This is a genomic window from Acidovorax sp. Root217, assembly GCF_001428645.1.
In the GTDB taxonomy this organism is placed as follows: Bacteria; Pseudomonadota; Gammaproteobacteria; order Burkholderiales; family Burkholderiaceae_C; genus Acidovorax.
The window spans coordinates 106,764-133,515 of record NZ_LMIH01000014.1 but is presented as its reverse complement, the minus strand read 5'-3'; the positions used below and the strand labels follow the sequence as shown (position 1 = coordinate 133,515).

Annotated in this window: 29 protein-coding genes and 1 pseudogene; 17 read left to right on the top strand and 13 right to left on the bottom strand. The window is 66.8% G+C overall.

Translation table 11 applies throughout. The annotated features are described in order from the left end of the window. A pseudogene (locus ASE31_RS32245) lies at nucleotides 1-274 on the top strand (methyl-accepting chemotaxis protein); the annotation flags it as partial. 125 nt (nucleotides 275-399) lie between these two features. Then, complete coding sequence (locus ASE31_RS16255; protein WP_057202853.1) at nucleotides 400-1,434, top strand: patatin-like phospholipase family protein; 1,035 nt, start codon at nucleotides 400-402, stop codon at nucleotides 1,432-1,434. Between the two features lie 178 nt (nucleotides 1,435-1,612). On the opposite strand, the gene ASE31_RS16250 is transcribed toward ASE31_RS16255, so the two are convergent. Beyond that, nucleotides 1,613-2,260, bottom strand: a complete 648-nt coding sequence (locus tag ASE31_RS16250) for a DNA-3-methyladenine glycosylase (RefSeq protein ID WP_235514554.1) — start codon at nucleotides 2,258-2,260, stop codon at nucleotides 1,613-1,615. Between the two features lie 14 nt (nucleotides 2,261-2,274). Then, nucleotides 2,275-2,769, bottom strand: coding sequence for a ferritin-like domain-containing protein (locus ASE31_RS16245; protein ID WP_057202852.1), 495 nt, complete (start codon nucleotides 2,767-2,769; stop codon nucleotides 2,275-2,277). Between the two features lie 209 nt (nucleotides 2,770-2,978). Between ASE31_RS16245 and ASE31_RS16240 the strand changes: the two genes are divergently transcribed. The 6 genes from ASE31_RS16240 to ASE31_RS31700 all read left to right on the top strand — a co-directional run bounded on the left by ASE31_RS16240 (nucleotide 2,979) and on the right by ASE31_RS31700 (nucleotide 7,881). Then, the gene (locus ASE31_RS16240; protein ID WP_057202851.1) at nucleotides 2,979-4,433 is read left to right on the top strand and encodes a hypothetical protein; all 1,455 of its coding nucleotides are present in this window, start codon (nucleotides 2,979-2,981) and stop codon (nucleotides 4,431-4,433) included. Between the two features lie 93 nt (nucleotides 4,434-4,526). Next, the gene (locus ASE31_RS16235) at nucleotides 4,527-5,474 is read left to right on the top strand and encodes a TIGR03571 family LLM class oxidoreductase (RefSeq protein WP_057202850.1); all 948 of its coding nucleotides are present in this window, start codon (nucleotides 4,527-4,529) and stop codon (nucleotides 5,472-5,474) included. A gap of 84 nt (nucleotides 5,475-5,558) precedes the next feature. Further along, the gene (locus ASE31_RS16230) at nucleotides 5,559-6,533 is read left to right on the top strand and encodes a magnesium and cobalt transport protein CorA (RefSeq protein WP_057202849.1); all 975 of its coding nucleotides are present in this window, start codon (nucleotides 5,559-5,561) and stop codon (nucleotides 6,531-6,533) included. A gap of 317 nt (nucleotides 6,534-6,850) precedes the next feature. Then, nucleotides 6,851-7,156 carry a hypothetical protein gene (locus ASE31_RS16225; protein WP_057202848.1) on the top strand — a complete coding sequence of 102 codons (306 nt, stop codon included), beginning with the start codon at nucleotides 6,851-6,853 and terminating at the stop codon, nucleotides 7,154-7,156. A gap of 33 nt (nucleotides 7,157-7,189) precedes the next feature. Next, nucleotides 7,190-7,720: a DUF1579 domain-containing protein gene (locus ASE31_RS16220; protein ID WP_057202847.1), complete on the top strand. Its 531-nt coding sequence runs from the start codon at nucleotides 7,190-7,192 to the stop codon at nucleotides 7,718-7,720. Continuing rightward, on the top strand, nucleotides 7,717-7,881 hold the full coding sequence (locus ASE31_RS31700) for a hypothetical protein (protein ID WP_157412525.1): 165 nt from the start codon (nucleotides 7,717-7,719) through the stop codon (nucleotides 7,879-7,881). The genes ASE31_RS16220 and ASE31_RS31700 overlap by 4 nt, the downstream gene beginning before the upstream one ends. A 176-nt stretch (nucleotides 7,882-8,057) precedes the next feature. On the opposite strand, the gene ASE31_RS16215 is transcribed toward ASE31_RS31700, so the two are convergent. From ASE31_RS16215 to ASE31_RS16205, 3 genes are all read right to left on the bottom strand, one after another. Further along, nucleotides 8,058-9,158, bottom strand: a complete 1,101-nt coding sequence (locus ASE31_RS16215) for a hypothetical protein (RefSeq protein WP_057202846.1) — start codon at nucleotides 9,156-9,158, stop codon at nucleotides 8,058-8,060. Nucleotides 9,159-9,475: 317 nt separating this feature from the next. Next, nucleotides 9,476-9,964, bottom strand: coding sequence for an AtaL-like protein (locus ASE31_RS16210; RefSeq protein WP_057202845.1), 489 nt, complete (start codon nucleotides 9,962-9,964; stop codon nucleotides 9,476-9,478). A gap of 47 nt (nucleotides 9,965-10,011) precedes the next feature. Then, complete coding sequence (locus ASE31_RS16205) at nucleotides 10,012-10,881, bottom strand: SDR family oxidoreductase (RefSeq protein WP_057202844.1); 870 nt, start codon at nucleotides 10,879-10,881, stop codon at nucleotides 10,012-10,014. Between the two features lie 101 nt (nucleotides 10,882-10,982). Here ASE31_RS16205 and ASE31_RS16200 point away from each other — a divergent pair, with 101 nt between their 5' ends. Beyond that, nucleotides 10,983-11,891 carry a LysR family transcriptional regulator gene (locus tag ASE31_RS16200; protein WP_057202843.1) on the top strand — a complete coding sequence of 303 codons (909 nt, stop codon included), beginning with the start codon at nucleotides 10,983-10,985 and terminating at the stop codon, nucleotides 11,889-11,891. A 47-nt stretch (nucleotides 11,892-11,938) separates the two neighbouring features. On the opposite strand, the gene ASE31_RS16195 is transcribed toward ASE31_RS16200, so the two are convergent. After that, nucleotides 11,939-12,814 (bottom strand): alpha/beta fold hydrolase, encoded by an 876-nt coding sequence (locus ASE31_RS16195; protein ID WP_057202842.1) that lies wholly within the window; start codon nucleotides 12,812-12,814, stop codon nucleotides 11,939-11,941. A 4-nt stretch (nucleotides 12,815-12,818) separates the two neighbouring features. Then, on the bottom strand, nucleotides 12,819-13,211 hold the full coding sequence (locus tag ASE31_RS16190; protein WP_057202841.1) for a hypothetical protein: 393 nt from the start codon (nucleotides 13,209-13,211) through the stop codon (nucleotides 12,819-12,821). Nucleotides 13,212-13,297: 86 nt separating this feature from the next. On the opposite strand from ASE31_RS16190, the gene ASE31_RS31695 reads away from it, so the two are divergent. Beyond that, nucleotides 13,298-13,462 carry a hypothetical protein gene (locus ASE31_RS31695; protein ID WP_157412524.1) on the top strand — a complete coding sequence of 55 codons (165 nt, stop codon included), beginning with the start codon at nucleotides 13,298-13,300 and terminating at the stop codon, nucleotides 13,460-13,462. A 57-nt stretch (nucleotides 13,463-13,519) separates the two neighbouring features. Beyond that, on the top strand, nucleotides 13,520-14,563 hold the full coding sequence (locus ASE31_RS16185) for a phosphotransferase (RefSeq protein WP_162261403.1): 1,044 nt from the start codon (nucleotides 13,520-13,522) through the stop codon (nucleotides 14,561-14,563). 529 nt (nucleotides 14,564-15,092) lie between these two features. On the opposite strand, the gene ASE31_RS16180 is transcribed toward ASE31_RS16185, so the two are convergent. From ASE31_RS16180 to ASE31_RS16155, 6 genes are all read right to left on the bottom strand, one after another. Further along, nucleotides 15,093-15,623, bottom strand: coding sequence for a TPM domain-containing protein (locus ASE31_RS16180; protein WP_057202839.1), 531 nt, complete (start codon nucleotides 15,621-15,623; stop codon nucleotides 15,093-15,095). 2 nt (nucleotides 15,624-15,625) lie between these two features. After that, nucleotides 15,626-16,591 carry a YgcG family protein gene (locus ASE31_RS16175; RefSeq protein WP_057202838.1) on the bottom strand — a complete coding sequence of 322 codons (966 nt, stop codon included), beginning with the start codon at nucleotides 16,589-16,591 and terminating at the stop codon, nucleotides 15,626-15,628. A gap of 11 nt (nucleotides 16,592-16,602) precedes the next feature. Further along, complete coding sequence (locus ASE31_RS16170; RefSeq protein WP_057202837.1) at nucleotides 16,603-17,214, bottom strand: LemA family protein; 612 nt, start codon at nucleotides 17,212-17,214, stop codon at nucleotides 16,603-16,605. A 193-nt stretch (nucleotides 17,215-17,407) separates the two neighbouring features. Next, nucleotides 17,408-18,142, bottom strand: coding sequence for a YoaK family protein (locus tag ASE31_RS16165; protein ID WP_057202836.1), 735 nt, complete (start codon nucleotides 18,140-18,142; stop codon nucleotides 17,408-17,410). 125 nt (nucleotides 18,143-18,267) lie between these two features. Continuing rightward, nucleotides 18,268-18,900: a 2-hydroxychromene-2-carboxylate isomerase gene (locus ASE31_RS16160; protein ID WP_057202835.1), complete on the bottom strand. Its 633-nt coding sequence runs from the start codon at nucleotides 18,898-18,900 to the stop codon at nucleotides 18,268-18,270. Beyond that, the gene (locus tag ASE31_RS16155) at nucleotides 18,900-19,655 is read right to left on the bottom strand and encodes an SDR family NAD(P)-dependent oxidoreductase (RefSeq protein WP_057202834.1); all 756 of its coding nucleotides are present in this window, start codon (nucleotides 19,653-19,655) and stop codon (nucleotides 18,900-18,902) included. The genes ASE31_RS16160 and ASE31_RS16155 overlap by 1 nt, the downstream gene beginning before the upstream one ends. A gap of 198 nt (nucleotides 19,656-19,853) precedes the next feature. Between ASE31_RS16155 and ASE31_RS16150 the strand changes: the two genes are divergently transcribed. The 6 genes from ASE31_RS16150 (at nucleotide 19,854) to ASE31_RS16125 (ending at nucleotide 26,322) form a co-directional block, all read left to right on the top strand. Then, on the top strand, nucleotides 19,854-20,327 hold the full coding sequence (locus ASE31_RS16150) for a helix-turn-helix domain-containing protein (protein WP_057202875.1): 474 nt from the start codon (nucleotides 19,854-19,856) through the stop codon (nucleotides 20,325-20,327). Between the two features lie 290 nt (nucleotides 20,328-20,617). Further along, the gene (locus ASE31_RS16145; protein WP_157412523.1) at nucleotides 20,618-21,778 is read left to right on the top strand and encodes a hypothetical protein; all 1,161 of its coding nucleotides are present in this window, start codon (nucleotides 20,618-20,620) and stop codon (nucleotides 21,776-21,778) included. Nucleotides 21,779-21,842: 64 nt separating this feature from the next. After that, nucleotides 21,843-22,688, top strand: coding sequence for a hypothetical protein (locus ASE31_RS16140; protein ID WP_235514566.1), 846 nt, complete (start codon nucleotides 21,843-21,845; stop codon nucleotides 22,686-22,688). A gap of 80 nt (nucleotides 22,689-22,768) precedes the next feature. After that, nucleotides 22,769-23,302, top strand: coding sequence for a hypothetical protein (locus ASE31_RS16135; RefSeq protein ID WP_157412522.1), 534 nt, complete (start codon nucleotides 22,769-22,771; stop codon nucleotides 23,300-23,302). 519 nt (nucleotides 23,303-23,821) lie between these two features. Then, complete coding sequence (locus ASE31_RS16130; RefSeq protein WP_157412521.1) at nucleotides 23,822-24,976, top strand: hypothetical protein; 1,155 nt, start codon at nucleotides 23,822-23,824, stop codon at nucleotides 24,974-24,976. Between the two features lie 251 nt (nucleotides 24,977-25,227). Then, nucleotides 25,228-26,322, top strand: a complete 1,095-nt coding sequence (locus ASE31_RS16125) for an acyltransferase (RefSeq protein WP_057202829.1) — start codon at nucleotides 25,228-25,230, stop codon at nucleotides 26,320-26,322. Nucleotides 26,323-26,752: the final 430 nt, after the last annotated feature.

Below are 26,752 nucleotides of genomic sequence, written 5' to 3'. Positions count from 1 at the left end.
CAGCCAGGCGGGCGAACTGGTGAACGCGGTGGCGGTGTTCAGGCTGGCGGGCGATGGCAGCGGAGGCGGCAACTACCGCAGCACGGCCCCTGCACAGGCCGCGGCGGTGCGCAAGCCGGTGGCCATGGCGGCACCGGCTGTGCGCGCGGCAGTAACGTCCAGGCCTGTGGCCAAGGCCCCAGCGGCGAGCCGGCTGGCGGCGCCCAAGGGGCCCGCGCCCATTGCGGAGCGCACCGTAGCCAAGGGCGGCGGCGACGAGTGGGAGAACTTTTAGAGAAGCGGTGCAGTGCGCCGCTGCGCAGCCTGGCAAATGCCGTGCGCCCCTCCCCCAATCGAGCGATTGGCTGACACGCTGGCGCCGCACGGCCCGTACCATGGATTTTTCACAAGGGGGCCACCATGGCAAAAGGCACACGGCGCACGCCGCGCGGGCGGGTACAGCTGAATCTGGCGCTGCAGGGCGGTGGCGCGCAGGGCGCTTTCACCTGGGGCGTGCTGGACCGCCTGCTTGAAGAAGAGGACATCGACATCGGCAGCATCAGCGGCAGCAGTGCCGGTGCGCTGAACGGCGCGGCTTTGGCCACCGGCATGGCACGCGGCGGCCGCACAGGAGCCAAGGAGCACCTGGCAATGCTGTGGGAGCAGGTGGCGCAGGCTGGTTCGTTGATGACTCTGCTGATGCTGCCCCTGCGCAAGCCCGGCATGGGAGTATGGGACGACGCCCTGCCCGTCCTGTCCCCGTACCAAGCCAACCCCATGGGCATGGCGCCGCTGCGCTACATCCTGAACACCGTGGTGGACGAAGATCTGCTGCGCAAGGCCGACACTGCGCCGAAACTCTTTGTCAACGCACTGCACGTGCAAAGTGGCAGCGGCCGCGTGTTCGGCCCGGCCGACATGAGCATCGATGCCGTGCTTGCCTCCGCCTGCGCGCCGCTGTCCTACCAGGCCGTGCAGATCGACGGCGAGTCTTACTGGGATGGCAGCTACGCGGCCAACCCGTCGCTGTGGCCGCTGTACGAGGATGCGCTGGACACGGACATCCTGCTGGTGGAGCTGACCCCGCTGCACCGGGCCGAGACACCCCTGTTTGCCAAGAACATCCTCAACCGCATCAACGAGGTGGCGTCTGTCAATGGCCTGGTGTCCGAACTCAGGGCGCTGGAAGTCATCAACCGCAACGTGCCGGGCGCCGACATCCGCATGCACGTGCTGAGCCTGCCCGATCAGCCCGCAGGGCTGCTCGCCACGGAGCCTTCGATCAAGCGCACTGTGGGGCGCGTGCTGTTCGAGATGCTGCGCCAGGACGGGCGCAGGGCGTGCGATGCCTGGCTGACGGAGCACGGCGCGCACCTGGGCCGGCAGGCGACGGCGGACATCACCGCGCGCTATCTGAGGCCCCATACGCAGCAGCGGGACATGGCTTTGTCCTGAGCCGCTGGCGGGCCGGCCAGTGTTCTGTCCCGTGAATAGATGCCAAAATAAAACCGATGGATTTCGCGCCAGGGCAAGGCGCAAACCGCAGCGATAGCCGTAGCTATCGCGAGGATTTGCAACGCGGCCCTGGCGTGAAAGACGCGGCTTTATTGGCATTTATTTGCGGGACAGGACACTAGACGCTGCCCGGCGGAACCTGTGGCGCAGCAAATGCGCGGCTGAGATAGCGAGAGCCCTTCAGCCCGAAGCGCCAGGGCATGTCCACCGCTTTGGAAATGCCGATGCGCGGGCCCGCCACGATCTGGTCCGCACCCTCCAGCGCTGCCAGGGCATCCGCCTGCAGCAGCGCAAAAGGCGGCATGTGCAGCGGCAGGCCATTCATCCCCGCATCGATGCCCAGCGCCTGGGCCAGGCGGCCAGGGCCGGCGCACAGCAACCGCATGTCCTGCAAGCCACGGCGCTCGCGCATGGTGCCGATGCCGTGCGTGGGCTCCAGCGCGCGCAGCAACACGCCCGCGCCATACCCCGCATCGCGGCACACGGTGTTCAGGCACCAGTGCAGCCCGTACGAGCGGTAGACATAGGCATGGCCGGGCGGGCCGAACATGGCCGCATTGCGCGCCGTGGGCCCGCCAAACGTGTGCGATGCCGGGTCTGCCTGGTCATAGGCCTCGGTCTCCACAATGCGCCCGCCCACGCCGTCCACCAGCAGCGTCATGCCGATCAGGCTGCGCGCCACCTTGTGTGCGTGAGCGGCAAAGTCGATGTCGGCCACCACCAGCGGGTGGCGTGGCGACGGATCCGTCAGGGGTGTACGCGCCACGGCATTTCCAGACCTTACGCCTGCACGGCCTCTTCGATGGCCGCTGCCTGGCCGAGCTTGCCCAGCTTGTCATCGGTGGCCTTCTCTTCCGCCAGCGATGCCTGCAGCAGTGGCAGTACCGGCGTGTAGCCCAGCTTGGTGGCCAGAGCGATCAACGTGGTGTAGCTGGCGATCTCGTAGTGCTCCACCTTCTGCGCCGCACCGATCAGGGCCACGTCGAGCACGGGCCCCTTGTCGATTTCGTCGATCAGGTCCTTGCCTTCCTCCACCAGGCCCTCCATGGCCGCGCACTTGATGCGCTTGAGCTTGAGGTTCAGGATCTCCACCATCTCGTCGATGCGCTCCACCTGGCCCCGGGTCTCTTCCAGGTGATCGAGAAACGCCTGGGCCAGTTGCGGGTCGGCCGCTGCGCGCGCCATCTGCGGGAGGGAGCGGGTCATCTGCTTCTCGGCACTGTAGGTGTCCGACAGCTCGTGCAGGAAGAGGTCTTCGACAGTTTTGACGGCCATGAAAATGCTCCTTGGGTGAATTGGGAAGAACGCCATGTTGATTGCGAATCAATTCACGCTTCGTAAGACAACTCCCTATCGTGGCGCATGCGCACACTGAAGACAAAGAGCCCGGTCCCTCATCCACCGTGAAGCCGGCCCGATTGGGGGATTGCGGCGCGCGCCCGGTGCGTGCCTAGAATGGTTTTCCCACCATCTCCAGGGCCGCCATGAACCGCAAGCATCCCCCCATCGCCCGCCACCTCTTATCGCGGTGGCTGCTGGCCTGCGCGGCGTGGTTGCTTGGCAGCGTGGCGGCCCCGGTGCTGGCCACCACCATCAGCGCGGGGTACGAGCACGCTTGCTCGGTCTCCGATGCCGGCCTGCCCACCTGCTGGGGCAGTGTGCCGGTGGACCCGGCCATGGCGAACGTCCGCATACTGGACACCAAGGCAGGCAACGGCTTCAGCTGCGCACTGTCGGCAGAACGAACCGTCCATTGCTGGGGCCCGAAGAACGAGTACAGCCAGCGGGGCCTGAACTTCGACGGCAGAAACGCAGTCTGGCCGATGGCCTTGCGCCAGGGTGCCGAACAAAGCAGGCTATATGCCACGCAGATCGCGGCAGGCATGCGGCATGCCTGCGCGCTCACGCAGGGCGGCGAGGTGGCGTGCTGGGGCGATGCGGGCCAGGGCCAGATGGGGCTGCAGGAGCCCGTCGTCACGACGACCGAATACGCCTTGCGCGTCCCCGGACTGTCGAATGCGGTGCGCATCGCCGCAGGCAACGGCAGCACCTGCGCGGTGCTGCGGACCGGCGCGGTGTGGTGCGTTGGCGCAGGCAGCTTGCTGGCGGGCCCGCAGGACGATCCGCGCACGCCCAGACAATTGCCCGGCATTGACGATGCGGTGGACGTCTCCCTCTTTGACGGCCACGCCTGCGTGCAGCGCAGTGCTGGCAAGGTCGCCTGCTGGGGTCGCAACCTGTTTGGCGAGCTGGGCGTGCCGGCCCATGCAGGCACGGTGACCACCCCCGTGGACGTGCCCGGCCCGGGCACTGGGGCCAAGGCGGTCGCTGTGGGCTACGGCTTCAGCTGCGCCCTGCTGCAGGACGGCCGCGTCCAGTGCTGGGGCGACCATTCCAAGGGCCAGCTGGGCATCGGCTACGTACCCAACCAGACGGGCGCGGTCTATGTGCAGGTGGTCGGCATCACCGACGCCGTGGCCATCAGCGCCGGCCTGGAGCATGCCTGTGCCGTGCTGGACGGCGGCTATGCGCAATGCTGGGGCAAGGGCACGGCCCTGGGCAACAACCTTTGCTACAGCTACGGGGCCTACTACCCGAACACCGGCTACCTGCCCTACAAGGGCCCCGATTTCACCCTGGCCATCTGCGCGCCGCCCCAATCGCACACGCCCTTCGCGGTGAGCGCACTGCGGCCCTACAACGACGCGACCCTGGTCATGGACTGGGCAGAACGCAGCCTGCCGCAGACCTTTCCGGTCGGCCAGCGGGTCATGGCCGACCACCACGCCAATTTCCGCTACCGCCTCTACCCGGGTGGGCATGCCCTGGGCGTCAACGACCACGGCACCCCGCACCTGATGTACATGGGCCCCGATACCAACGGGCAGTTGCGGGACCTGGGCCGCCTGGCCCCCTGGGCGCGCGAGGCACGCAAGTAGGGCACGCTGGGCTCTGCGCAGCAACGCACCCACCAGATAGGGACTTTGCCGGCCCCTGGGCGCACGGCAGCCGATCGCCCTATCCTTCGCGCCATGTCCTCCTCTCCATTCAACGCTGGCCACGCGCAGGTCTTCCAGCACGGGCGGCTCACCCTCGGGTTCATGACGCCCATCGCCCACCATGCACGCGCCATGGCCGACATCCAGGAAACCACCCGCCTGGCAGCGCTGGCCGACGACCTCGGCTTTGGGGCGCTGTGGGCGCGCGATGTTCCGCTCATGGTGCCCCAGGGCAGCGACAACACGGCCAGCGCGCTGGACGATCCCTTTCTGTGGCTGGCCGCCCTCGCCTCTTCCACCCGCCGCATCGCCATCGGCGCGGCGGCCATCGTGCTGCCGCTGCGCCACCCGCTGCATGTGGCCAAGGCCGCGCTCACGCTGGACCGCATGAGCGGCGGCCGCTTCATCCTGGGGCTGGGCTCGGGCGACCGGCCCGAGGAATTCGCATCCTTCGGCGAAAACGTGGACGCGCGTGGCGATGCCTTTCGCGACCGCTGGCCACTGGTACGCGCAGCGCTGTCGCCCGAGCCGCAGGAGCGACAGGCTTTGTTGACGGCAACAGGCGGCTACGACCTCATGCAGTCGCCAGCAGCGCGCATCCCCATGGTGGTGGTCGGCTCGGCCCGGCAGTCGCTGCAGTGGACCGCAGCCAACGCCGACGCCTGGGCCAGCTACCACCGCGAGGAGGCAAGGCAGCAAGGCCGTATTCATCTGTGGCAGCAGGCGCTGGACCAGAAGGCGGCGGGTGAGCGCAAGCCCTTCGTGCAATCCGTACAGCTCGACCTGCTGGCCGATCCGGCAGCCGGCGCCGAGCCGCTGGAGCTGGGGCTGCGCACGGGGCGCAATGAACTCATCGCCTACCTGCAGCGCCTGCAGGCCATGGGCGTGAGGCATGTGCTGTTCAACCTGGCACAAGGCAGCGGCCGCACACCGGCCGAGGTGCTGCGCGAGATCGGGGAGCAGGTGCTGCCCAGCCTGTGACGGCGGGCATGCGCGCCCCCGGGAGCGCCATGGAACCATGGCACCATCGCCTCCAACCGCCACCACCGAACCTGGAGAGCCCCGATGCTGATCAATTGCGTTGCCTACGAAAACGGCGCCAAACTGGCCGATATCCCTGTCGCCGATATCAGCGACTACATCGTGCGGCCCGGCTGCTTCGTGTGGGTGGCGCTGGCCGACGCCACGCCCGAAGAGCTCAACGAAATGCGCGAGGAGTTCGGCCTGCACGAGCTGGCGGTGGAAGACGCCCACCACGGCCACCAGCGGCCCAAGGTCGAGGAGTACGGCCCGTCCCTGTTCGTGGTGATGCACCTGCTGGAGCCCGAGCCCGAGCGGCCTGGCCATTTCAGCGCGGGCGAGGTCGATGTCTTCGTGGGCCCCAACTACGTGCTCTCGGTGCGCAACCGCAGCAAGCAGGGGTTCCTCGGCGTGCGCGACCGCTGCGAGCACGAGCCCGACCTGCTTCGCCATGGTTCGGGCTTCGTACTGTATGCGCTGATGGACGCTGTGGTGGACCGGTACTTCCCCATCATCGATGCCCTGGAAGTCGAACTCGAACGCATCGAGCACCAGATCTTCACCAAGAAGGCCGCCCGCGACAACATCGAACAGCTCTACCACCTCAAGCAGCGCGTGATGCTGCTCAAGCATGCTGTCTCGCCCTTGCTGGAAGGCGCCAGCAAGCTGCATGGCGGCCGGGTGCCGCAGATCTGCATGGGGTCGCAGGAGTATTTTCGCGACGTGGTGGATCACCTGGTGCGAATCAACGGCCTGATTGAGGGCATGCGCGACACCATCGGCACGGCGATTCAGGTGAACCTCTCGATGGTGACTATCGAAGACAACGAGATCACCAAGCGCCTGGCCTCATGGGCCGGCATCTTCGCCATCTGCACCGCCTTTGTCGGCGTGTGGGGCATGAACTTCGAGCACATGCCCGAGCTGAAGTGGCGCTACGGCTACCCGGCCGCGCTGCTGCTCATCGTGAGCGTGTGCTCCTACGTCTACTACCGGTTCCGAAAGGCCGGATGGCTGTGACGCCTGAGCTGTGAAACGCATCGCACCAGGCCTCGCTGGCTACGGCCTTCGGCTGCCAACATTTTATTGCGCCCGGATGCTCGAGCGGCGCAGCACAATCCGGCATGCTTGACTCTGCCGGTTCATGCCTTCAAGCCCCCGGATCGGCTGCGCGAACAGCAAAAAACAGAATCTTCGGGAGCCCTTCATCCATGCCACTGGCACACACTGCCCTGCACGCGCCGCGGATGCCCGTCAGCACCGAGCCACTGGTGGCCCTGGTGGGCGGTATGCAGCAGCGGTCGGTGGATATTTTTGCGCTGTAGACTGCCCCTCCAATGAACGAATACATCCTGCTGATGCACCAGGACGCGCCCGACACCCAGGCCGCAGATGACCCAGAGCGCTGGGGCCAGTACCTCACCCGGCTGCGCAGCACCGGACAGTTCGATGGGGGCAGCGCCATCGGGCCCGGCGAGCGCGTGTGCAAGGGCCAGCCCGGCCAGGCCGCCACCGGCGGGCCCAACGGCTTCATCCGCGTGCGGGCGGCCAGCCTGCAGGCGGCCAAGGAGCAGTTTCTCGCAGGCAACCCCGTGTACGAAGCCGGCGGCACGGTGGAGGTGCGCGAGTTGCCGCGCAGTTGACTGAGCTACCCCAAATCCACGGAGTCATTCACCATGGGCCGCAAGGAATTCGAAGCATCACGGGCCGACGGCGTGCACGCGCAACTGGCGCGCATGGCCGGGCAGTGGCAAGGCCGCTTTCGCCTCTGGTTCGCACCCGGCGACCCAGCGGACGACACGGCGCAGCGCGGCAGCATCCGCGTGCTGCTCGGTGGGCGCGTGCTGCTGCACGAATACTCGGGCCACTGCAATGGCGAGCCGATGGAGGGCGTGGCGCTGATCGCCTACCATCTGGATGAGTCCCGCTACGAATCGGCCTGGGCCGAGAGCTTTGGTACCGGCACCGCCCTCATGTACAGCACCAGCGCCAGCGGCGACCCGCGCCTGTCGGTGCTGGGCAGCTACGCCGACGGCCAGGGCGGCCCGCGCTGGGGCTGGCGCACGGCGATCGAGCAGCCCGACGACGACACCCTGGACCTGCGCATGTACAACATCACCCCCGATGGCGTGGAGGCCCTGGCCGTGGAGGTGAACTACCGCCGCGTGCCAGCCGCTGACCAAGCGAACCCAGGAGACAGCGTTTGAAGCCTACACACTACCTATTGATCGCAGGTGCCCTCGTCCCGCTCGCCCTGTTCGTGGCCGGCCAGCCCGAGGCGGCCGGCGTCGTCTTCTTCCTGTGCCTTGTGGTGGAGATGATCGTCTCGGCCATCACCGGCAAAAAAGGCAACGATACCGAGCGCTGAGGATTGGCGCTGGGCAGCCCTCTGCCTGACAGCGACGTGCCATGACAACCGCGCGGCTCAAGCGGTGCCACCGGGTCTGGCGCCGAACATCGCCTGGACGCTGTCACCCTGCAGGCTCCTGATGCGCTGCACATCACCGGCCGGCCCTCTGGGCCTGACCCCACCATTTCCACCGCTTACCGTAGCGCCTGCGCCTGCATGCCGAAATACTGCGCAAACCCGGCCAGGCCACCAAGGCGGCGGTGGAACAGGTCCGGGCGCGGGTTGGGCACGCGCTGCAGGCCATAGCGCTGCGCGCGCTCGGCCAGCGCGGGGTCACCCGCACAATGCGCCAGCGCCAGGCCGGCGACCGCTGCCTGCAAAAAAACCTCCGGGCTGGCCTCGCGGCCGTCCAGGCGCAGGTAGCCCGCCAGGTCCACACAGCCATCGAGCAGCGGCAGCAGCTCCCGCACGGCCCACTGTGTGTACAGGCCCAGAAACTGGTCCAGTGCATGCGGCCCCATGCAGCGAAAGCTCGGCTCGTAGGGCTTCTGCTCGTCCCGCCGGCGAAACGCGGCCAGCTCCGGCCATTGCGTGCGCGCAAGGGGGATGGTGTGCTGGGGCTCGCACCACTTCGCCAGATCGGGGGGCAGACGGGGTTCGATCTCGCACGACATCCACAGGTCCCAGTGCTGCTCTGACCAGGACTGCGGCGTCATCTCGATGCGCTGCTGCCCCAGCGCCGTGTCACGCACCATGGCCAGTGCGTCGTGGGTCTGCAGGCCGGTGCGCCAGCAAAGCTGAAAGCCGCTGGGCGCAAAGTGGGGCAGCACCAGGGCACGCACCCGCCCTTCGAGGTACGAACGCCCGGCATCCAGGCCGGCTGCGGCGACCGGCTCCACTGCGGGCTCGGGCCAGTTCACGGGCGTGCGCCCCTCGGGGGTCAGGCACCAGTTGCCTGGCAGAAAAACCTCGCCCGTCTGGCCGTCGTAGACCGTCAGGCCCAGGGCCAGGGCCTGGTTGACCAGCACGGGCAGCACCCGATCCATCAGGTCGGTGTCCACGCCCAGCGCCCAACTCGCGTGATCAACCCGCCCGTCCGGCGCCCCCTCGATCCAGGGCGATCGGGTTTGCCCATCGCGCCGGTGCGGAAAGGCCTGAACCAGCCCGGCCGCAAGTGCCGCGAACTTGGGGTTCGGTGGCGCGGGCTGGCAGTCCAGCCGGGCCTGCAGGGCGTCGGCCTCGGCCCAGGTTTGTGGGCTGGGGTGATGCTCCCAGATGTGAACGACGTAGGTCATCGGTGTGCTTTCTCAAAACCTGTTGACGATCTCCCGAGGGTCGCTGCCCGCAGGGCCGGGGTGACATCGGGCCGATGGGGCTGGAATGCCTGGCGCCCCCCGGCTGCCAGCATGGGCGCAGGCCCATGCGGCGCACCCGAAACATCCCCCATCCCGATGGCGTCCCTCGCACTCCCCGGCACAAAGCCAGTCCTCTCCTGTGGCAATGATAGGGGTCAGCTACGATCCCTTCATGCCCCTGGTTCTCTCGGCAACCGGCGACGAGGTGGAGCGGGTGATGGTGGTTGGCAAGACCATTGTGCAGGCCAGCCCAGCCATCACACCACGCCCTCAGCCAGCCGGCCTTGCGCGAGCAATTCGCGGGTGCGTTGCAGCGTCGAGAGCAGCGCGCTGCGGTAGCCCTTGTCGCCGTCCATCCAGGCCTGCTCGGCCTGCTCCTCGGGTCCACCGGGCTGCTTGCCGCGCAGGCCGAGGTAGCCGTAAAAGCGCAGCTGCAGCTGCCCGTGTTCGTCCTCGAACAGCTCGTTGATGATGGCGCCTTCGCGCGGGCCGCTGGCCTGGAAGAAGGTGACCTTGGTCTGGGGCTCGAAGGCGATGATCTCGCGCAGCGCCTGCCCGGCGATGGTGGCCTCGCGCACGATGTGGGTGCCGCTGTTTTGCACCACCTCGCAGTGGGTACACAGACCCGGCGGCAGAAACAGCCGTGCATCGCGGGCCTTGAGGACCAGTCCCTCCCAGGCCTGGGCGCGGGTGAGCGGCACGGCGCCCTGTGGGTTGACGGGGACGGTGGCGGTGGAATAGATCATGGCTTTTCCTTTCGGTGTTGCTTGTTGAGAGATTCAGTGCGCGGCGCTCAGGCCGCGTTGGCGATGGCGTGCGCGAAGTCGCGGTACGAATGCAGCGGGCGGCCCAGCAGCTGCACCAGGCGCTCCACATCACCCGCCTCGGGCACCATGCCGTCGGTCAAGAAGCGCTCGGCCATCAGGCGCATGTCGTAGGCCATCCATTGCGGCATGGCGTTGCGCAGGTTGGTCTCGAAGCCGGCGGTGTCGTCCCCGCCATAGGCGACAGGGCGGCCCAGCGCGGCGGACCAGAGGGCGGCCACCGCCTCGCCGGTCAGCGTGTCGGGGCCTACCAGGTTGATGCGCGCCAGCGGCAGCGCCTGTGCCGATCGCTCGCGGCGCAGCAGCTCGATGGCGGCGACCTCGGCGATGTCGCGCACGTCCACCATGGCCAGGCCCTTGCTGCCGATGGGCATGGGGTAGACACCGTAGTTGCGCACCACGTCCTTGATGCTGTGGTCGTTGTCCATGAAGTAGGCCGGCCGCAGGATGGTGGCGCCAAAGCCCATCTGCTCCAGCATGCGCTCCACCCCGAACTTGCCCGCGAAGTGCGGCACGTTCAGGTAGCGGTCGCTGTGGATCACCGACAGGTAAACCACGCGCTTTATGCCCGCCTCGCGGGCCAGGTTCAGCGCCAGCAGCGCCTGCGTGAACTCGTCGGGCACCACTGCATTGAGCAGAAACAGCGTGGAGACGCCCTCGAAAGCGCGCCGCAGCGCGTCGACGTCGAGCAGGTCGCCCTGCACCGTTTGCACGCCCGCCGGCAGGTTCGCCCGGGCGGGGTCGCGAACCAGGGCGCGCACATCGGCGCCGCGGTTCACGAGTTGGTTGACGACCTGGCGGCCTACGTTGCCCGTGGCGCCGGTGATGAGGATGGTCATGGAAATGCTCCGTTGCGTGTTGAAGGAGCCCTGATCTTCTTTGTTCCGCCGGATGTCCGATAGCCGTTATATTTAGACTTTGCGTCTCACTGGTGGAACATATGGACCTGCTGGCATTGGCCGACTTCACGCTGGTGGCCCGGTACGGCGGCTTTGGCCGCGCCGCGCGCGAATCGGGCCGGCCCAAGGCCACCCTGTCGCGCCGCGTGGCCGACCTGGAAAGCGGCCTGAACCTGCGCCTGTTCGAGCGCGGGCCGCGCGCGCTCAAGCTCACCGAAGAGGGGCGCGCGCTGTACGAGAAGACCTCGGTGCTGCTCGCCCAACTCGACGAGAGCACCACCGCCATCGCCAGCGGCGGCGACGCCCCGCGCGGGCGGCTGCGGGTGAGCGCGCCCCTGCTCTTTTCGCAGGCCGCCATGGGCAGGCTGGCCGCCCGCTTTGCCCTGCAGCACCGCGAGGTGCGCCTGGAGGTGACGACCGAAGACCGGCCGGTGGACATGGTGGAAGAAGGCTACGACCTGGTGATCCGCGTCAACCCCGACCCCGACGAACGCCTGGTCGGGCGCATCTTCATGCGCGACCGTATCGTGGTCGTTGCCAGCCCCAAGCTCGGCCGGCCATCGGGCGCCACCCCTGTCCCGGCCGTGCTGCGTGGGGGCGCAGGCGCGGACGCCGCCGCCCCTGCCGCCATCTGGGACCTGACCGACGCCAAGGGCAAACCGAAGCGCCTGGCGGTGCAACCCGTGCTGCACCTGTCCTCGCTGTTCATGGTGCGCGATGCAGTGCGCGCCCAGGTGGGTGCCGCACGCCTGCCCCTGTCTCTGGTGCTGCACGACCTGGCGGACGGAACGCTGGTGCAGTGGGGCGATGTACCAGGCCCGGAGATCGCGCTGTGGGCGCTCTACCCCTCGCGTCGCCTGCTGAGCCCGCGCGTCTCGGCCTTTCTGGACCTGTTGAAGGAGGCGTTTCCGCAAGGCACGCCGCAAGAGCTGGCGGCGTACATCGCGTGAGTTGACGTGGCGGGGCTTGCAAAGACCAGCGTGCCAGCGGCTGCAGGCTATGCCGCGTGGGCCCGCAGCCAGGCCACCATATCGACAGTCACCTCGTCGCGGTTCGTCTCATTGAGGATTTCGTGGCGCGCTGCGGGGTACAACTTGACGGTCACGTCGGCCATACCCGCATCACGGTAGCGCTGCCCCAGCAGTTGAATGAGCGCACCGCCACCGGCCAGCGGATCGGCGTCGCCAGAGGCAATCAGGAGGGGCAGATCACTGCGGATGCCCGCCAGCAGCGCCGGGTCCGCCAGCCGGGACGCGGGGGCGAACAGCGAGGGGATCACATCGCCCGGTACCTCCCACCCGCACCAGGGGTCGGCCACATAGGCATCGACCTCCGCCTCGTCCCGTGAAAGCCATTCGTATCCCGTACGGTGCTCAAAGCCTGCATTGAATGCCTCCAGCCCCGCCGGCGCATCGGCGGGCGCATTGGCCATGGCAGCGGCAAGCGCGTCGAGCGCGGTGGAGCCGGAGAGAATGACACCGGCCCATGTCGATGCGTGGTCCAGGATCGCCGCTTGCGCTGCAAACGAACCCATCGAATGGGCCAACAGAAACACCGGAAGGCCGCCATGCTGCGCACGCAGTGCCGACCCATACTGGGCCACATCGGCAATCAGCCCGCTGAACCCGGCGCTGCCGAAATCGCCCAGCCGAGCACCGCCGGTACGCCCGTGTCCACGATGATCGACCGCGTGGACCACAAACCCCGCGGCATTGAGCTGCCTTGCAAAGCGGTCGTAGCGTTCACCATGCTCGGCAAGTCCGTGGGCAATCTGCACCACACCGGTGGGGCGTCCAGCGATGTCGGCCCAGGTGTAGGTCGCGACCTTGGTGCCGTCTGCGTTGGAGAGAAATGAAGAGGTCGAAGTGCTCATCCTTTCATTCTGACACGCCGGTGTTTTGGGGTGCAAGGCGGGCATTGGAATCGCCCCAGAACCAGGCCGTTCCGCCTGCCTTTGCCGCGGTGTCGGACGTCAGCAGCGGCGAAAAACCGCTGCCGATCTGCACTGGCGGGGTCTCGTAGAACACCTTGTTCTTCAAGAGCGCGTGGCCCCACATCCACAGGCTGCCGTCCGCCTTGAGGGCCACCATGTAGCGGCTGCCCACGGCGACCTGGGTGAAGCCGGCGCCGATGTCGACCGGCTTGTCCGTGTTGACCGAGGTGCCGTTGCCCAGTTGCCCAGGTCCACAGCGGCTGACGCGTGTCCATCCCCCATTCTTCGCAGGGCGCCACGCGCTCGACGGGTGTACACCCGAGCGAACGATGGGCACGACGGCCGGCGATGCACAATGCCCTCCATGTGCGATCGTCGCCATCGGCCCCCGGGGCTGGCGGCAACAACACCAGGAGGTCAGGCTTGAAACCCATGCACTATTTTTCCCTTGCGGGTGTGCTCGTCCCGCTCGTGCTCTATGTGACTGGGCACGCTGAGGCCGCAGGTGTCGTCATCGTGCTGGCCCTCGTGATCGAGGTGGTTGTCTCTGCCATCACGGGCAAAAAGGGCAATGCGACCGAGCGCTGAACGTGGGCGTCGGGCCCGCAGCGGCCGTTGAAAATGCAGATCCCCCAAGGAGCCAATTTGGACAGTTCGATTTTGGAGCGTTTGCTGGCCCCCCCGTTGCTGGGGGAGCACATGGCCCGGCACCAGGATCCCAGCGGTGCATCGCTGCTCAGCGCCGTGCCCAGCGCCATCGGTGCGTCAGGCTATCTTTCCGATCTGACCGGAGTGACGCTGGCATGGAGCCACCCCACAGGCGCTCCGACACGGGCCGTGTTGAAGGTGTCGCACCTCGGGTTTGGGCAGCCGGAGCTGCCGTTCTACGAGACCATCGCCAGGCACTTGAACAGCCCGGTCATTCCCCGGTTCTACGCCGGGGGCGTGGATGAACCCACGGGCCGCACCTGGCTGCTGATGGAGGACCTGTCGGAGTCGCACCAGCAGCCCAGCGACGAGCCCTTGCCGCCCACGTTCGAACGCTGCACCCTCATTGTCGAAGCGCTGGCGCGGTTCCATGCCATTGGCTGGACCGGTGGCGATCAGGGCACCGTGCCTGGCATGGGCCCCACGCTCTGGAGCCGGCTTCAGGCATCGGAATGGCTGCCAGGCGCCTGCGAGCGCCTGTTTGCGCAGGCCGGCGATGCGCTGGATGAGCGCACGCGGGATACCTACGCGCAGTTCCTGCCCGGGCTGCCAGCGCTCATCGAGCGGGCCAACCAATTCCAGCACAAGACCCTGGTCCACGGCGATGCCCACGTCTGGAACTGGATGGTTCCACGCGACAGCGCAACCGGGGTCGCCAAGCTCATCGACTGGGATGGCTGGCATGTGGGCACCGGTGTCTGGGACCTGGCCTACATGATGGCCCTGCAGTGGGACCGCGCCGTGCGCCAGCGCTTTGAAATGCCGCTGCTCGACCGCTACCACGCAGTGCTCACCGCCCAAGGGGTGGCGGGCTATTCGCGCTCGGCGTTTCAGCAGGACTATCGCCTGGCGGTGCTGCTGCACCTGCGCACACCAATGGCGAGGTTTGCGCGGGGCATGTCGGCCTTCGTCTGGTGGCCCCAGCTCACCCGGGTGGCGCATGCGGTGGAAGATTTGGGCTGCCTGGATTTGCTGGAGTGAGTGACTGAATGACTGAATCAATCGGCGGGCCCAATGGCGAAGGGCGTTGCTAAGTTGGGGTTGAAGCAGCCACTGCTGCAGTGGCAACTACAGGCCGGGAGCCGCTGTCGGCGTTTGGGAAAGCAGCCACTCTACGGTATCAGCCGATCACAATGGTTTGCCTGCAAATGCCAGCTGCACGTCTCCGGGCATCAAACTCTTGATGCGATAGTGCTGGCGCTGGGCGGTCTCAAGCTCCAAGCGCAACACTCCCCTGACTTGTGGAGAAGCGCTGTATGACAAGCGAATACGAGTACTTGAGTGCAGAAGAGCACGGAGCCATCATGGCCAGGAAGCAGCAAGACTGCAGCACGAGGCAGACTTCCGCACGCATACACAAACCCATCTGCCACCAACCCAACGGCTCCACCACCGTGCCATCCCCGCGCGTGATCGCAGCGACATCCCGTGGGTAGAGAATCCCCGGCCAGCGCCCTACCCTCCCGCCCCAGCACCCAGGCGCGCAGGCGCCGACCAATCAAATGATCACTCACCGAACCACCGGCGCATCAGGCAACTCGTTGGCGTAAGCGGTGCCTGTGCCCAGCCTGGGGAAATGCGCCGCCTGTCTGGCCGACACCGCATCCACCGCCTGCGCCAGGCCTTCTTCGTAGCGGCCTTCGCGCAGGTGCACCGCCAGTTGGGACACCAGCGCCTCCCATTCGCCCGGCGCCACGCTGCGCGCCAGGCCGCGGTCGGCAACGATCTCGATGGCGTGCTCGGGGACCAGCAGGTAGATCAGCACGCCGTTGTTGTGCTCGGTGTCCCACACGCGCAGCTTGCTGAACAGCATGAGGGCACGTTCGCGGGCGGTGGCGTCGCGGTGCAGGTAGCTCCAGGGCAGCGCGCCTTCGGCGCAGATGCGGATCTGCCCGGTGTGCAGCTGCTCGCTGGCCGCCACGCGCGCCGACAGCCGGGCCAGTGCGTCGTCGGGCAAGGCCCGGCGCACATCGCCCTCTTGCCAGCGGTGCATGGCCAGGCGCCGCAGCGCGCGCAAGGACCGGGATAGAGACAGGGCCATGGCTACCACCCTCCGGAGGCACCGCCCCCGCCGAAGTTGCCACCGCCGCCCGAGCTGAAGCCACCGCCCGATCCACCGCGCGAGCCGCCACCTCCTCCGAAGCCGCCACCGCCAAGACCTCCAAGGCCTCCAAGCCCACCGAGCCCGCCGCCCCAGGGGCCGCCGGAGCCGCCCTGTCGCATGGTGGTGCGCCGGCCTGCGCCGGCCAGCAGCGTGAACAGCAGACCCGCCACACCGGCCAGCCCCGCCAGCAGCGCGCTGGACGTGAGCACAAAGGCGCCCACGCCCGCCGCACCGCCCGTGACGACCGAGCCGAATGCGGTGCCGAACATGGAGCGCGCAATCGGCCCGCCGACCAGCACGCCCATCACCAGCACGATGGCGGCCTCGCCCCAGCCAAAGCCCGAACCGATGCCTTGGCCCGGCGCTTGCTGTGACTGTGGCGCCGAAGGTTCAGGCAGCGGCTCGCGCGCAATCAGGGCACCCAATTGCGTGACAGCAGCCTGCAGCCCGCCAGCAAAGTCACCCGCGCGAAAGCGCGGTTGCAGGGTGCCGTCGATGATGCGCGCCGCCGCGATGTCGGGGATGGCGCCTTCGAGCGCCTTGGCCACTTCGATGCGCATCTTGCGGTCGTCCTTGGCCACCAGCACCAGCACACCGTCGCCCACGTCGCGGCGCCCGATCTTCCACTGGTTGGCCACGCGGTTGGCGTAGGCGGCAATGTCCTCGGGCGCGGTGGTGGGCACCATCAGCAACACCACCTGGCTGCCCTGGCCGGTCTCCAGCGCGGCCAGTTGCGCTTCGAGGGCCTGGTGCTGCGCGGGGCTGAGCGTGCCTGTGCCATCCACCACATGACCGGTGAGGGCCGGCACGGGCTGTACTGGCGACTGGGCCCCGGCGCAGAGCGCCCCCAGCAGCAGCGTGGCGGCGACGGCAAGGCGACGCCAGAAGGGCTTGGCGTGCGGCATGGGCCCGCAGCTCACGGCTTCTTGGGGGTGGTGGAGAAGTCCACCGTGGGCGGGGTCGAGATCTGGGCCTCGTTGGGCACGGCCATCGGCGGCTTGGGGGCGTAGCTGAACACCTTGGCCGTGATGTTGGTGGGAAAGCTGCGCGCCAGGGTGTTGTACTGCTGCACGGTGTCGATGTAGCGGTTGCGCGCCACGGCGATGCGGTTCTCGGTGCCCTCCAGCGTCACACGCAGGTCGCGAAAGCCCTGGTTCGCCTGCAAGGTAGGGTAGCGCTCGGACACCGCGATCAAGCGCGACAGCGCACTCGACAGCTCGCCCTGCGCCGCCTGGAACTTGCGCATGGCCTCGGGGTCGTTGAGGGTCTCGGGTGTCACCTGTATCGCGGTGGCCTGGGCGCGCGCCTGCACCACGCGGGTCAGCGTCTCCTGCTCGAAATTGGCCTCGCCCTTCACGCTGGCCACGATGTTGGGCACCAGCTCTGCGCGGCGCTGGTACTGGTTGAGCACCTCGCTCCACGCGGCCTTGGACTGTTCGTCCAGGCGCTGGAAGTCGTTGTAGCCGCAGCCCGTGAGTGCCAGGGCGGCAACCAGGGTGGCAAGGATGGCAGTGAAGCGTTGGATCATGTTCGTAGGCCGTGGGCAAGACAGCGCCCGGCGGCGAATCGAACATAGGCCATTCTCACGCGGCGGCGTGTAGGAGCGGGGCTATTCCCAGCCCTGTGGACACCACAGCGACATCACGTGTGCACCTCGACCTGAACTTGTGCGCGAACGACATCGCCTTGTCCATGGCGCGGGCCTTGGAGCGGCTAGCCCATCACCGCCTGAAGTCATCCCACGCCGGCACCAGCGAAACAACGGCCAGCAGCACCGCGACCGGGATCGTGAAGCCGTAGCCGAACGCCTTGAACCCGAAGGCACCCGATATGCCGCCCAGCAGAAATGCCAGGAACAGTCCACCCAGCACCTTCATGCGGTCGCGGTCGGCACGCACCGGGTTTGCGGCGCTGCGGTCGGCGTTCCAGTACAGCAGCTTGCCCAGCTCAATGCCCAGGTCGGTCACGATGCCGGTCATGTGCGTGGTGCGGATCACGGCGCCCGACAGCTTGGTCACCACCGCGTTCTGCAGGCCCATGATGAAGCACAGCAGCACCACCGTGAAGGGCAGCAGCAGCCCCTCGAACGACGCCAGGCGGGCCCCGAGCAGGCCGAAGCAGAGGATGAGCACCGACTCCAGCAACAAGGGAAGGGCGTACTCGCTCGCCATCGCCTTGCGCCGGGCAAAGTTGACCAGAATGGCGCAGCACATCGCACCGAGCAGAAACGACAGCACGGCCACGATGCCATCCACCACCAGCCCGAGCTGGCCCAGCGCCAGGTTGTCGGCCACCGCCGACACCATTCCGGTGACGTGCGAGGTGTACTGCTGCACCGCCAGAAAGCCCCCGGCATTGATGGCCCCGGCCACAAAGGCCAGGAACCAGCCCAGCTGGCGGTTGGACGCAGCCGTGCGGTGGCTGCCCACCAGAAATCGGGCGTAGTTGGTCGGCATCAGCTCCTGTGTCCTTCTGCATAAAACCATGCTTGGCGGTATTCGATTGGAACACCTCCGGGGCAGGAGCAATCGGGCGGGCTGGCTGGCACTGAATCACTCAGGCATTCAGCGCCTGCGGGGCCTCAGGGGGCGGGCCCCCTGCCCTGCTGGCGGGCAACAATCTCTTCCTCGACATCCGGCAGCCGCTCCTTGCCGAAGAAGAGCGCATCGCCGACCAGAAAACTGGGCGACCCGAAGGCGCCGGCATCGCAGGCGCGCTGGGTGTTGGCCATCAGCTGCGCCTTGACGGCCGGGTCTTGCGAGGCGGCCAGCAAGGCCGCCACGTCCAGGTTCGCGGCGCCGAGCACCTGTGCAATCTCGGCGTCGTCGGCCATGTTGCGCCCATGCTCCCACATCGCCGCATACACCGCCTCCACGTAGGCGGGCAGCACGCCCAGCTGCTGCGCGGCGCACGCGCCGCGCATGATCTTCAGGGTGTTCACGGGGAAGTGCGGGTTGTGCCGATAGGCCTGCAGCCCATGCCGCGCCCTGAACCGCTCCATCTCCAGCCGGTCGTAGGCCAGCTTGTGGGGAATGTGGGCGAAGGCCTCTGCGGGGGAGCGGTTGTTGGTGAGCTTGAAAAGCCCGCCCAGCAGCACGGGGACGTACACGAACCGCGTGCCGGTGCGCTGCTCGATGGCGGGCAGCACCTTGTGGCACAGGTAGGCATTGGGGCTGCCAAAATCGAAAAGGAACTCGGGTTGAACAGCCACCATCACCACTTCTCCCCAAAGGGGCGCAGGTCCATCTCATGCGTCCAGGCATCGCGCGGCTGCAGGTGCAGGTCCCAGTAGGTCTGGGCGATGGACTCGGGCCGCATGAGCTGGTCGGGCTCGAAGGTATCGGTGCCATCGCGCTCCTTGCGCCGGGCACGCACCCACTCGGTGTCCACGCCGGCATCGATCACGAGGTGGGCCACGTGGATGTTGGCAGGCCCCAGTTCACGCGCAGCGCTTTGCGCCACCGCGCGCAGCCCGAACTTCGCGGCGGCGAACGCGGCATACCCGGGCCCGCCGCGCAAGCCGGCGGTGGCCCCTGTCAGCAAAATGCACCCCTCCTTGCGCGGGAGCATGAGGCGCGCCGCCTCGCGCGTGCTCAGAAAGCCTGCGTAGCAGGCCATCTCCCACACCTTGCGGAACACCCGCTCGGTGGTGTCGACCAGCGGGTAGTTCACGTTCGCGCCCACGTTGAAGACGCACACCGCCAGCGGCGCAATCTGTTCGGCCTCGGCCAGGAAGGCGGTGACGTCTTCTTCCTTGCGGGCATCCAGAGACCTGCCGACGCACTGGCCTCCCTGGGCCGCAATCTCCTCCACCAGCGGCGCCAGCTTGTCGCCATTGCGCCGGCCGGCCACCACGGTGTAGCCGCCTGCGGCAAAGCGGCGCACGATGGCCGCGCCGATGTAGTCGCCCGCACCGATCACGGCAACGGTCTTCTTCCTCGCGACGACGGGTTGGGGTTCATTGCCCATGGCATGCCTCCTTGGCGGATGGGTGTTGGCGCAGCTTGGTTGCAGCGGTGGTGGCCGGGTTCGCGGCGCGCGCAGGGCACGTGCAGGCCAGGGGATCGGAATCTGTCATGTGCATCGGGTCTCCTTGTTAGTTTATTTTTTGAACTCACAAAAATAGTACGTTTGAAAACTGAACCCGTCAACCGTAGAATGCCCGACATGAAGTGGACAGAACTGGAGGCCGAGCCCTGCTCGGTGGCGCGAACCGTCTCGGTGATCGGCGACCGCTGGACGCTGCTCGTGCTGCGCGAGTGCTTCCTGGGGGTGAAGCGCTTCGAGGAGTTTCAGGAGCGGCTGGCCATATCGCGGCCCATGCTGGTGGACCGGCTGCACAAGCTGGTCGAGGCCAAGGTCCTGAAAAAAGTGGCCTACCAGCAAACGCCCACGCGCTACGACTACCGCCTCACGCCCAAGGGCCTGGACCTTCACCCGGTACTGATGGCCATCGTCCACTGGGGCGACATCCACATGGCAGGCAAGGCCGGCCGCCCCCTGCTGCATCGGCACACGGGGTGCGGGCACCTCTTCGATCCGGTGACCGTGTGCTCCGAGTGCAGCGCCGCACTGTCTGCGCGCGAGGTCACGGTAGAGGCCGGCCCCGGCGCGCAGGACGCGGGCCACGCGCACCGCTGACAAGATCGAACGCCTGCTGGCTGGCACTGGCTTCGCTGGCGCGGGAACGTGCGGCACGCAGACATTTTTTTCGACCCTCAGGATGGCGCCGGAAAGCTCGGGCGGGATGCGTTTTTCGCCTGCAAGTGCGTTCGATCACAGACACCCGACGAACGCTCTGCTGCAATGGTACGGGTCACAAAGCTGCGTGCCCGGCCACCACAAATCGTTACGGCATTTGCGGGTGACCCCACCTAGAGTTGCGGCCTTGCGCACAAGAACACCTGTCCATTTTTGAGGGAGCTTCGTCCATGCCAGTCATTTCACTGCACCATCGATCACTGCAACGCGTCGGCCTGCTGGTCGCATTGGTGGTCCCCCTGCTCACCGCCTGCGGCGGCGGCTCCGATGACCCGGTCGAGCCACCCGCTCCACCGCCGCCAGCCACTGGCCAGGCTACCCCCGCCAGCACCACGCGCCTGAGCGTGACGGTGGGGGGGCTGGCCCTGGCACCTTCGGGTGAAGTGGTCATTGCAGATACCGGCAACAAGCTGATCCGCAAACTAACCGCCAACTACCAGCAAGTCAGCACCCTGGCGTCTGCCGAGACGGACGCGCGGATCTCCAACCCCGCTGGCGTGGCCGTGGACGCGGCCGGCAACACCTATGTGGCGGACTCCGGAACCCACCTGGTCCTCAAGATCAGCGCCACAGGGGCCATCACCACCCTGGCGGGCCAGGCAGGGATATGCGGCATCCAGGATGGCGTGGCCACCGCGGCCACGCTGTGCGGCCCCTCCAGTGTCGCCGTGGACAAGGCGGGCACGGTGTATGTGTCGCAGAGAAGTGGTCCTACCAACACGTCCGGCCCCAACACGTCAGGTCGCATCCGCAAGATCACGGCGGACGGCACCGTGAGTACCTTCGTCAGCGCGACCAGCCAATACCTGCAGCAGGCTTTCAACGAAGGCCCCTATCTGTACTCCTCTAACGTACTGCTGGCAACCGATTCTGAGGGAACCCTCTACGCAGCAGACCCCAACGACCATGTGATCCGCAAGTACGCCGCCAACGGCGCTGCCACCGTGGTGTCAGGCACCGCAGGGATCGACAGAAGCGTCGTGGACGGTGCGGCCTCTGTCGCAAGGTTTGCCAGCGCCCAGGCCATCACGTTTGACCGGCTGGATCGCCTGTACGTTCAGGACCGCGATTCCCGCAATCAGGATATTTCCATCCGCCGTGTTGCCAGCGATGGAAGCGTCACCACGCTGGTCCGTACCCCGTTGCCTTGCGGCGCCACGAACTCTGGGCCTGGTAGCCTGTGCAGTGCACGCAACATGGTGGCCGCGGCCGATGGCCAGTTGCTGGTGGCCGAATACGGTGGGGTCGGCACCCCCGATGTCCACATGCAGTTGCGCAGCTACCCCCCGCAGGGCAATACGTCCACCGTGGTCATCGGAGGAGGGCTGTGACGCGCGCCGTGCCTCAGCGGCGCATGCAACCGCCTCAACACATGAGGACAGGGCTTTGAACACCATGCGCCGTTTGCTTGCAGCCGGGATGGCCGCCGCCATGGGCTTGAGGGTGGCTTCGGCCCAGAAGGCCGACGCGGGCCCGCCCGGCGGCAAGGCTGCAGTACCGGCGGGCGAACCGGCGGTGCAGCCGCGCCACGTTCTGTGCTTCCTCGGTAAAAGTGCCAACCAGTCGCAGCTCAAGCAAGCCGTGACGGGTGCAGTGCGTGAGTTCGCGACCGGGTTCAGTGTGGACGATACCTATTCCACGCCCGAGCCTGACGAGCGCATGCCGAAGTCTTTCGCAGTGAGCCGTGATCGGGTTGCAGCCAACGCGTGGAGCGCGGCGGACGAAAAGTCCGTCGCCAGCCACCGGTCCGTGCTCTATGTGCTGGGGCCGCGCATGAACCGGCAGAATGCCGTTCAGGTCTCCATGGGCGCACTGCTGCTGGTGGGCCACCTGATCGATGCCGGGGCCGTCGCCGTGAAGGGCGAGAGCGCCGGCATCGCGCACGGGCTCGATCGGTGGAAGGCGCTTGTCCGCCAGGGCTCCGAGGCCATCAAGGCCGATGACCTGCAGGCACAGCGCCGCATTGGCCGGCTTGCATTCGCCAAGCGCCCGCTGTCGGATGCGGGCTACCTGGAGAGTGTCGGCTTTCACCTGGTCGGCTTGCCAGAGGTGTACGTGCCGCAGTCGCTGGGAACGGAGCTGCAAGGGGTGGCTCTGATGGATGCCGTGGCCGACGAGATGGCGCAGCGCGGCGTTGCAGAGGTGGTCAAGCAGCGCCGCGCTACTCTTGCATTCGCTTCATCGTACGAGGATGACGATTTCAAGTTCAACCCCTATGGAATCGTCAGGCTGGCCCGATAGCGTGGCAAGTGCATGCTGACCCTTTGGGTTACGCTGGCACTCTGCCCCACCACACAGGGCGCAACGAGGAGCGCAAGCAGGTGAACCGCATCGACCAAGAGACCGCAGAACGCCTGGGCTTCCCCAAGCAGCACTACATGGCCATCGAACGCGAACGGCGCTGGCTGTGCAGCGAGGTGCCGCGCGAACGCATTCACCGCACGGAGGCGATCACCGACCTCTATGTGACCGGCGCGCGGCTGCGGTTGCGGGAGGCGCGCCCGGTCGGCGGTGGTGCCCCCATGCTGCGGCTTACGCGCAAGGGGGACGTGGACATCCACACCCGGCTGATCACCTCCATCTACCTGCCCGAGGAAGAATTTGCCGTGCTCGCCACCTCCCTGCCGGGGCGCCGCATCAGAAAGCTGCGGCACCGGCTCGTGCCGGTGGACGGCGTCTTCATGGTCGTCGACGAGTTCCTGGGCGAACTCGCGGGGCTGCTGCTGGCCGAGGCCGAGTTCGACACCCCAGAACAGCTGGCCGCGTTCCCGGGGCCGGACTTCGCCACCTGCGAGGTGACCGACGACCCGCGCTTCACCGGGGGCTACCTCGTGAACAACGGCATCCCTGCGTAGCCGCAGGCACGCACCGCACCGACCGCGCCAGTTGCGCCCGCACCTGTTTCGCATCGCGCACAAAGCACATGCGTATTTCGGCCCTGCTGCACATCGGGGTCGGCACCGCGAGCCAAGGTCAGTAAATGGCCGGCGAAACCATCGCGCGTTGAAACGCCCTGCAGCGACAAGTGGGGGATTCAGTGCGCCATGGTTATCTCGGTGGTGGCTGGATGAGAAGGGTGTGGACGACGGGTATCGCCGTAACCGCCTCATGGCACCGCAGGGGGCGGCCCCGAAAAAAGTCGCCCGAAGATCGTACACACCACGGCCGCCGCACGGGCCTGCCCCACCCATCGCCCAGCCTCACCCAAATGGGTGCGCGCGCTACCTTTGTGACACCCGACACAGACGGATCACCGCTGTTCGACAAAGATTGGTTTACCCCCGTTACGTGCGCACAGCACAGCACCGCACCGCTGCGCGCGCTGCACAAGGTGGGCTGTCTTTTTTATCATTTGAACCGAGAGGGTTTCGACCATGCCAGTGACGACTACCACCACCCCGCCCCAATTGCCCAGCCCTTCGCGCGCCCCGCGCCAGCGGCAACAGCCCCCCCGCAGTGGCCGCGCACCTGCGGCCCGCCTGGCGCTGGCGGCACTGCCGCTGGTGCTATTGGTGGCATGTGGTGGCGGTGATGGCGATGCGGAGCCGGTGACCCCGCCGCCCGTCACGCCGCCCGTCACCGGCTACACCGTGGGAGGTACCGTCGCAGGCCTGGGCGAGGGGCGCAACCTGGTACTGCAGGTGCAGGGCGCAGACGACCTGACCGTTGCCTCCAACGGCAGCTTCGTGATGGGGCGCCGCTTCGAGAGGTTCAGCATTGCAGTCGTCACCATTGCCTCGCACCCCGAGGGCCAGCGCTGCAGCGTGGCGCAGCCAAGGCAGGTGGTGAACGAGGCCAACATGACCGACGTGTCCGTGAGCTGCGCGAGCCTGCCCGCTGGCACCCGCAACCTGAGCGGCGTGGTCACGGGCCTGGTGCCGCGCAGCCCGCTGGTGCTGCAGAACAACCAGGGCGACAACCTGACCGTCAAGGCCGATGGGCGCTTTTTCTTCAACACGCCGGTCGCCAGCGGCGCCACCTACGCGGTGCAGGTGCAGACGCAGCCGGCCGGCCAGACCTGCAGCGTGGCCAACGCCAGCGGCACGGTGGGCAGCAGCAGCGACGTGCGCTCTGTGCAGGTCACCTGCACCGGCCTGCCCCTGGCCGCGCCCGAGGGCGCCTGGGCTTCCGAGTATTGCTCCTCGGGCTTCGACGTCAGCACGCGCGAGTATTTGAACATTGTGCGTGAAGGAGATTTGCGTGCAATCGCTACCCAGGGATCGGTAACCAGGTGGGGCCAGTTCTGCAGCCCCGGCAGCGAGGCGTTGACCGGCCAGCCGGCGGTAAGCGTCGCGTTCGACCGCCAGGAAACCCGCGGCGCTCTCACCGCCTTCTGGGGCACGCAGACCAGCAGCACGGGCACCAAACGTGTGGTGTGGGCGCGCAAGGGCCCCTACCTGTGCCTGCTGCCGCGCAAGACGTTCAACCAGCCCGACCCCGTCAAGGACTACCCGACCATCGCCAGTGTGGAGCAGGACACGGACGAGTCCATCCAGGCGAAGGTTTGCTATTTGAAGTCGCCCAACTGAGGCGCCTGGGACAGGCAGGCCGAGCACGGCTCGGCGTGCGCTGGCCGGCGCACGCTGCCCGGCTGGCGCCTGCCCGCGGACGCTGTAGCTTCACGTCTGCTGTCCAGAGAGAGCTACTTCCGCTTCGGGCCACACCGGTCCACTTCGACCATGGCGGTAGCCGGCCCAAGCCGGACGTTCGCACACCACGCAAGCGCGAAGAAGACACTTCCACTAAGCATGAATTCTTCATGCATTGAAGAGCACTCTAATTGGTAAAACACGACAACAACATCGACGTCCTGCGCGCCTGCGCCATCCTTTCGGTCGCCCTGCACCACTTCTCGATTTACTCCGGCATTGCGGTGCCGCTGTTCGGTCGGCACGGCGGTGGTATTGGCGTGCAGCTGTTCTTCCTGATCTCGGGCTACCTCATCATCCAGAGCGCCGAGCGCAACAGCCTGGGCGACTATGCCAAAGCACGGTTCTTTCGCATCTTCCCGGTGTACTGGGTCGCCCTTGGGGGCATCGTGCTCATCGAGATGGCGTTGGTGCCGGAGTTCCGCCAGTTGATGCTCAACGAATACCCTCATTTCCTGTTGAACCTGCTGAACCTGCAGCAGCTGTCCGTAATGAGCAGCCTGTTTTTGGATCGTGTGCATGTAGGTTGGACACTCACGGTAGAGCTTTTTTGGTATGGCATCCTGGGCATCTTGGCTGTGGTGGCACACCGACTGCGCTGGCGGCATTTCTGGCTCGGTGTGCTGGCCCTCTCCACGCTGCTGTCCATCGGCTGGATCAAGGCGGCCAACGCCGGAGCGCTGGATTTCCTGTACCTTGGCCAGGCACGTAGCGTGGGCGTGGAGTTCTCACCTGCGCTGCAGCTCGCGCTGATCAAGTCCAACATCGTGGGGTATCTGTACTTCTTCGTGCTGGGTACGGTGATCTACCGGTACGAGCGGGTGCTCCGGCGCATCCCCAGCGGCATCCTGTGGCCTGCAACGCTGCTGCTTATCGTGCTGTGGTCACCGTGGCAGGGGTTCGTTGGCTTTGCGCCGCAGCCACTCGCCGCAGTGGGCCTGGCCGGCGTGTTCATCCTATTTCTCAAGCTGCCGCCTGTTCAGGACGCGCTGGTGCGCTACATCGGCAAGATCTCCTACTCGCTGTACCTGGTCCACGCAAAGGCAATGGTTGTGGTCTATGTCAATCTGCAGTGGACCGGTGCCGATGCCCACCTCGCCGTCATTGTTGCCACCCTGCTGCTGAGCATCGGGCTGTATTACACCGTGGAGCAACCCATGATCGAGTTTGGCAAACGCTTTCGGAGCACGGTCGCCACTCGCGTGCCCGCCGGCACCTTGGCGTAAGAGCGGCAGGCAAAACTCAGCGAAGCGGTTCTGGCCAGGCGCTGCGTCGCAGGCAGTACGAGCAGTACGACAAGACGCTGCAATGACGCCAGAAGAGTTTTGTGAGCCGATCTGTTCCACAAGCGGCCATATGATCGTCCGGGATGCGACAGTCGATTAACCATGCTCCATGGCGTGCTCCTATCGAAGGTGCGACGGCGCCGTCTCGTGTTGACGGACGTCGCCACGATAGGGTGCCATGAATCTCGAAAGAGCAAAATCGGCCAGGTACTGCCGGTGGCGAACAGCGGCTCCCCCGCCTTTCAGCGGACCGCAGCGCGAGGCCGACGACCGTTGCGACCAGCGGCTGGTCCCGGAAATCCGCGGATGGCGCCTCAGAGGCTGGGAATTTTTTGGCCGTCTCCGAGGGGCGCGCCAAGACGCCTCGGAT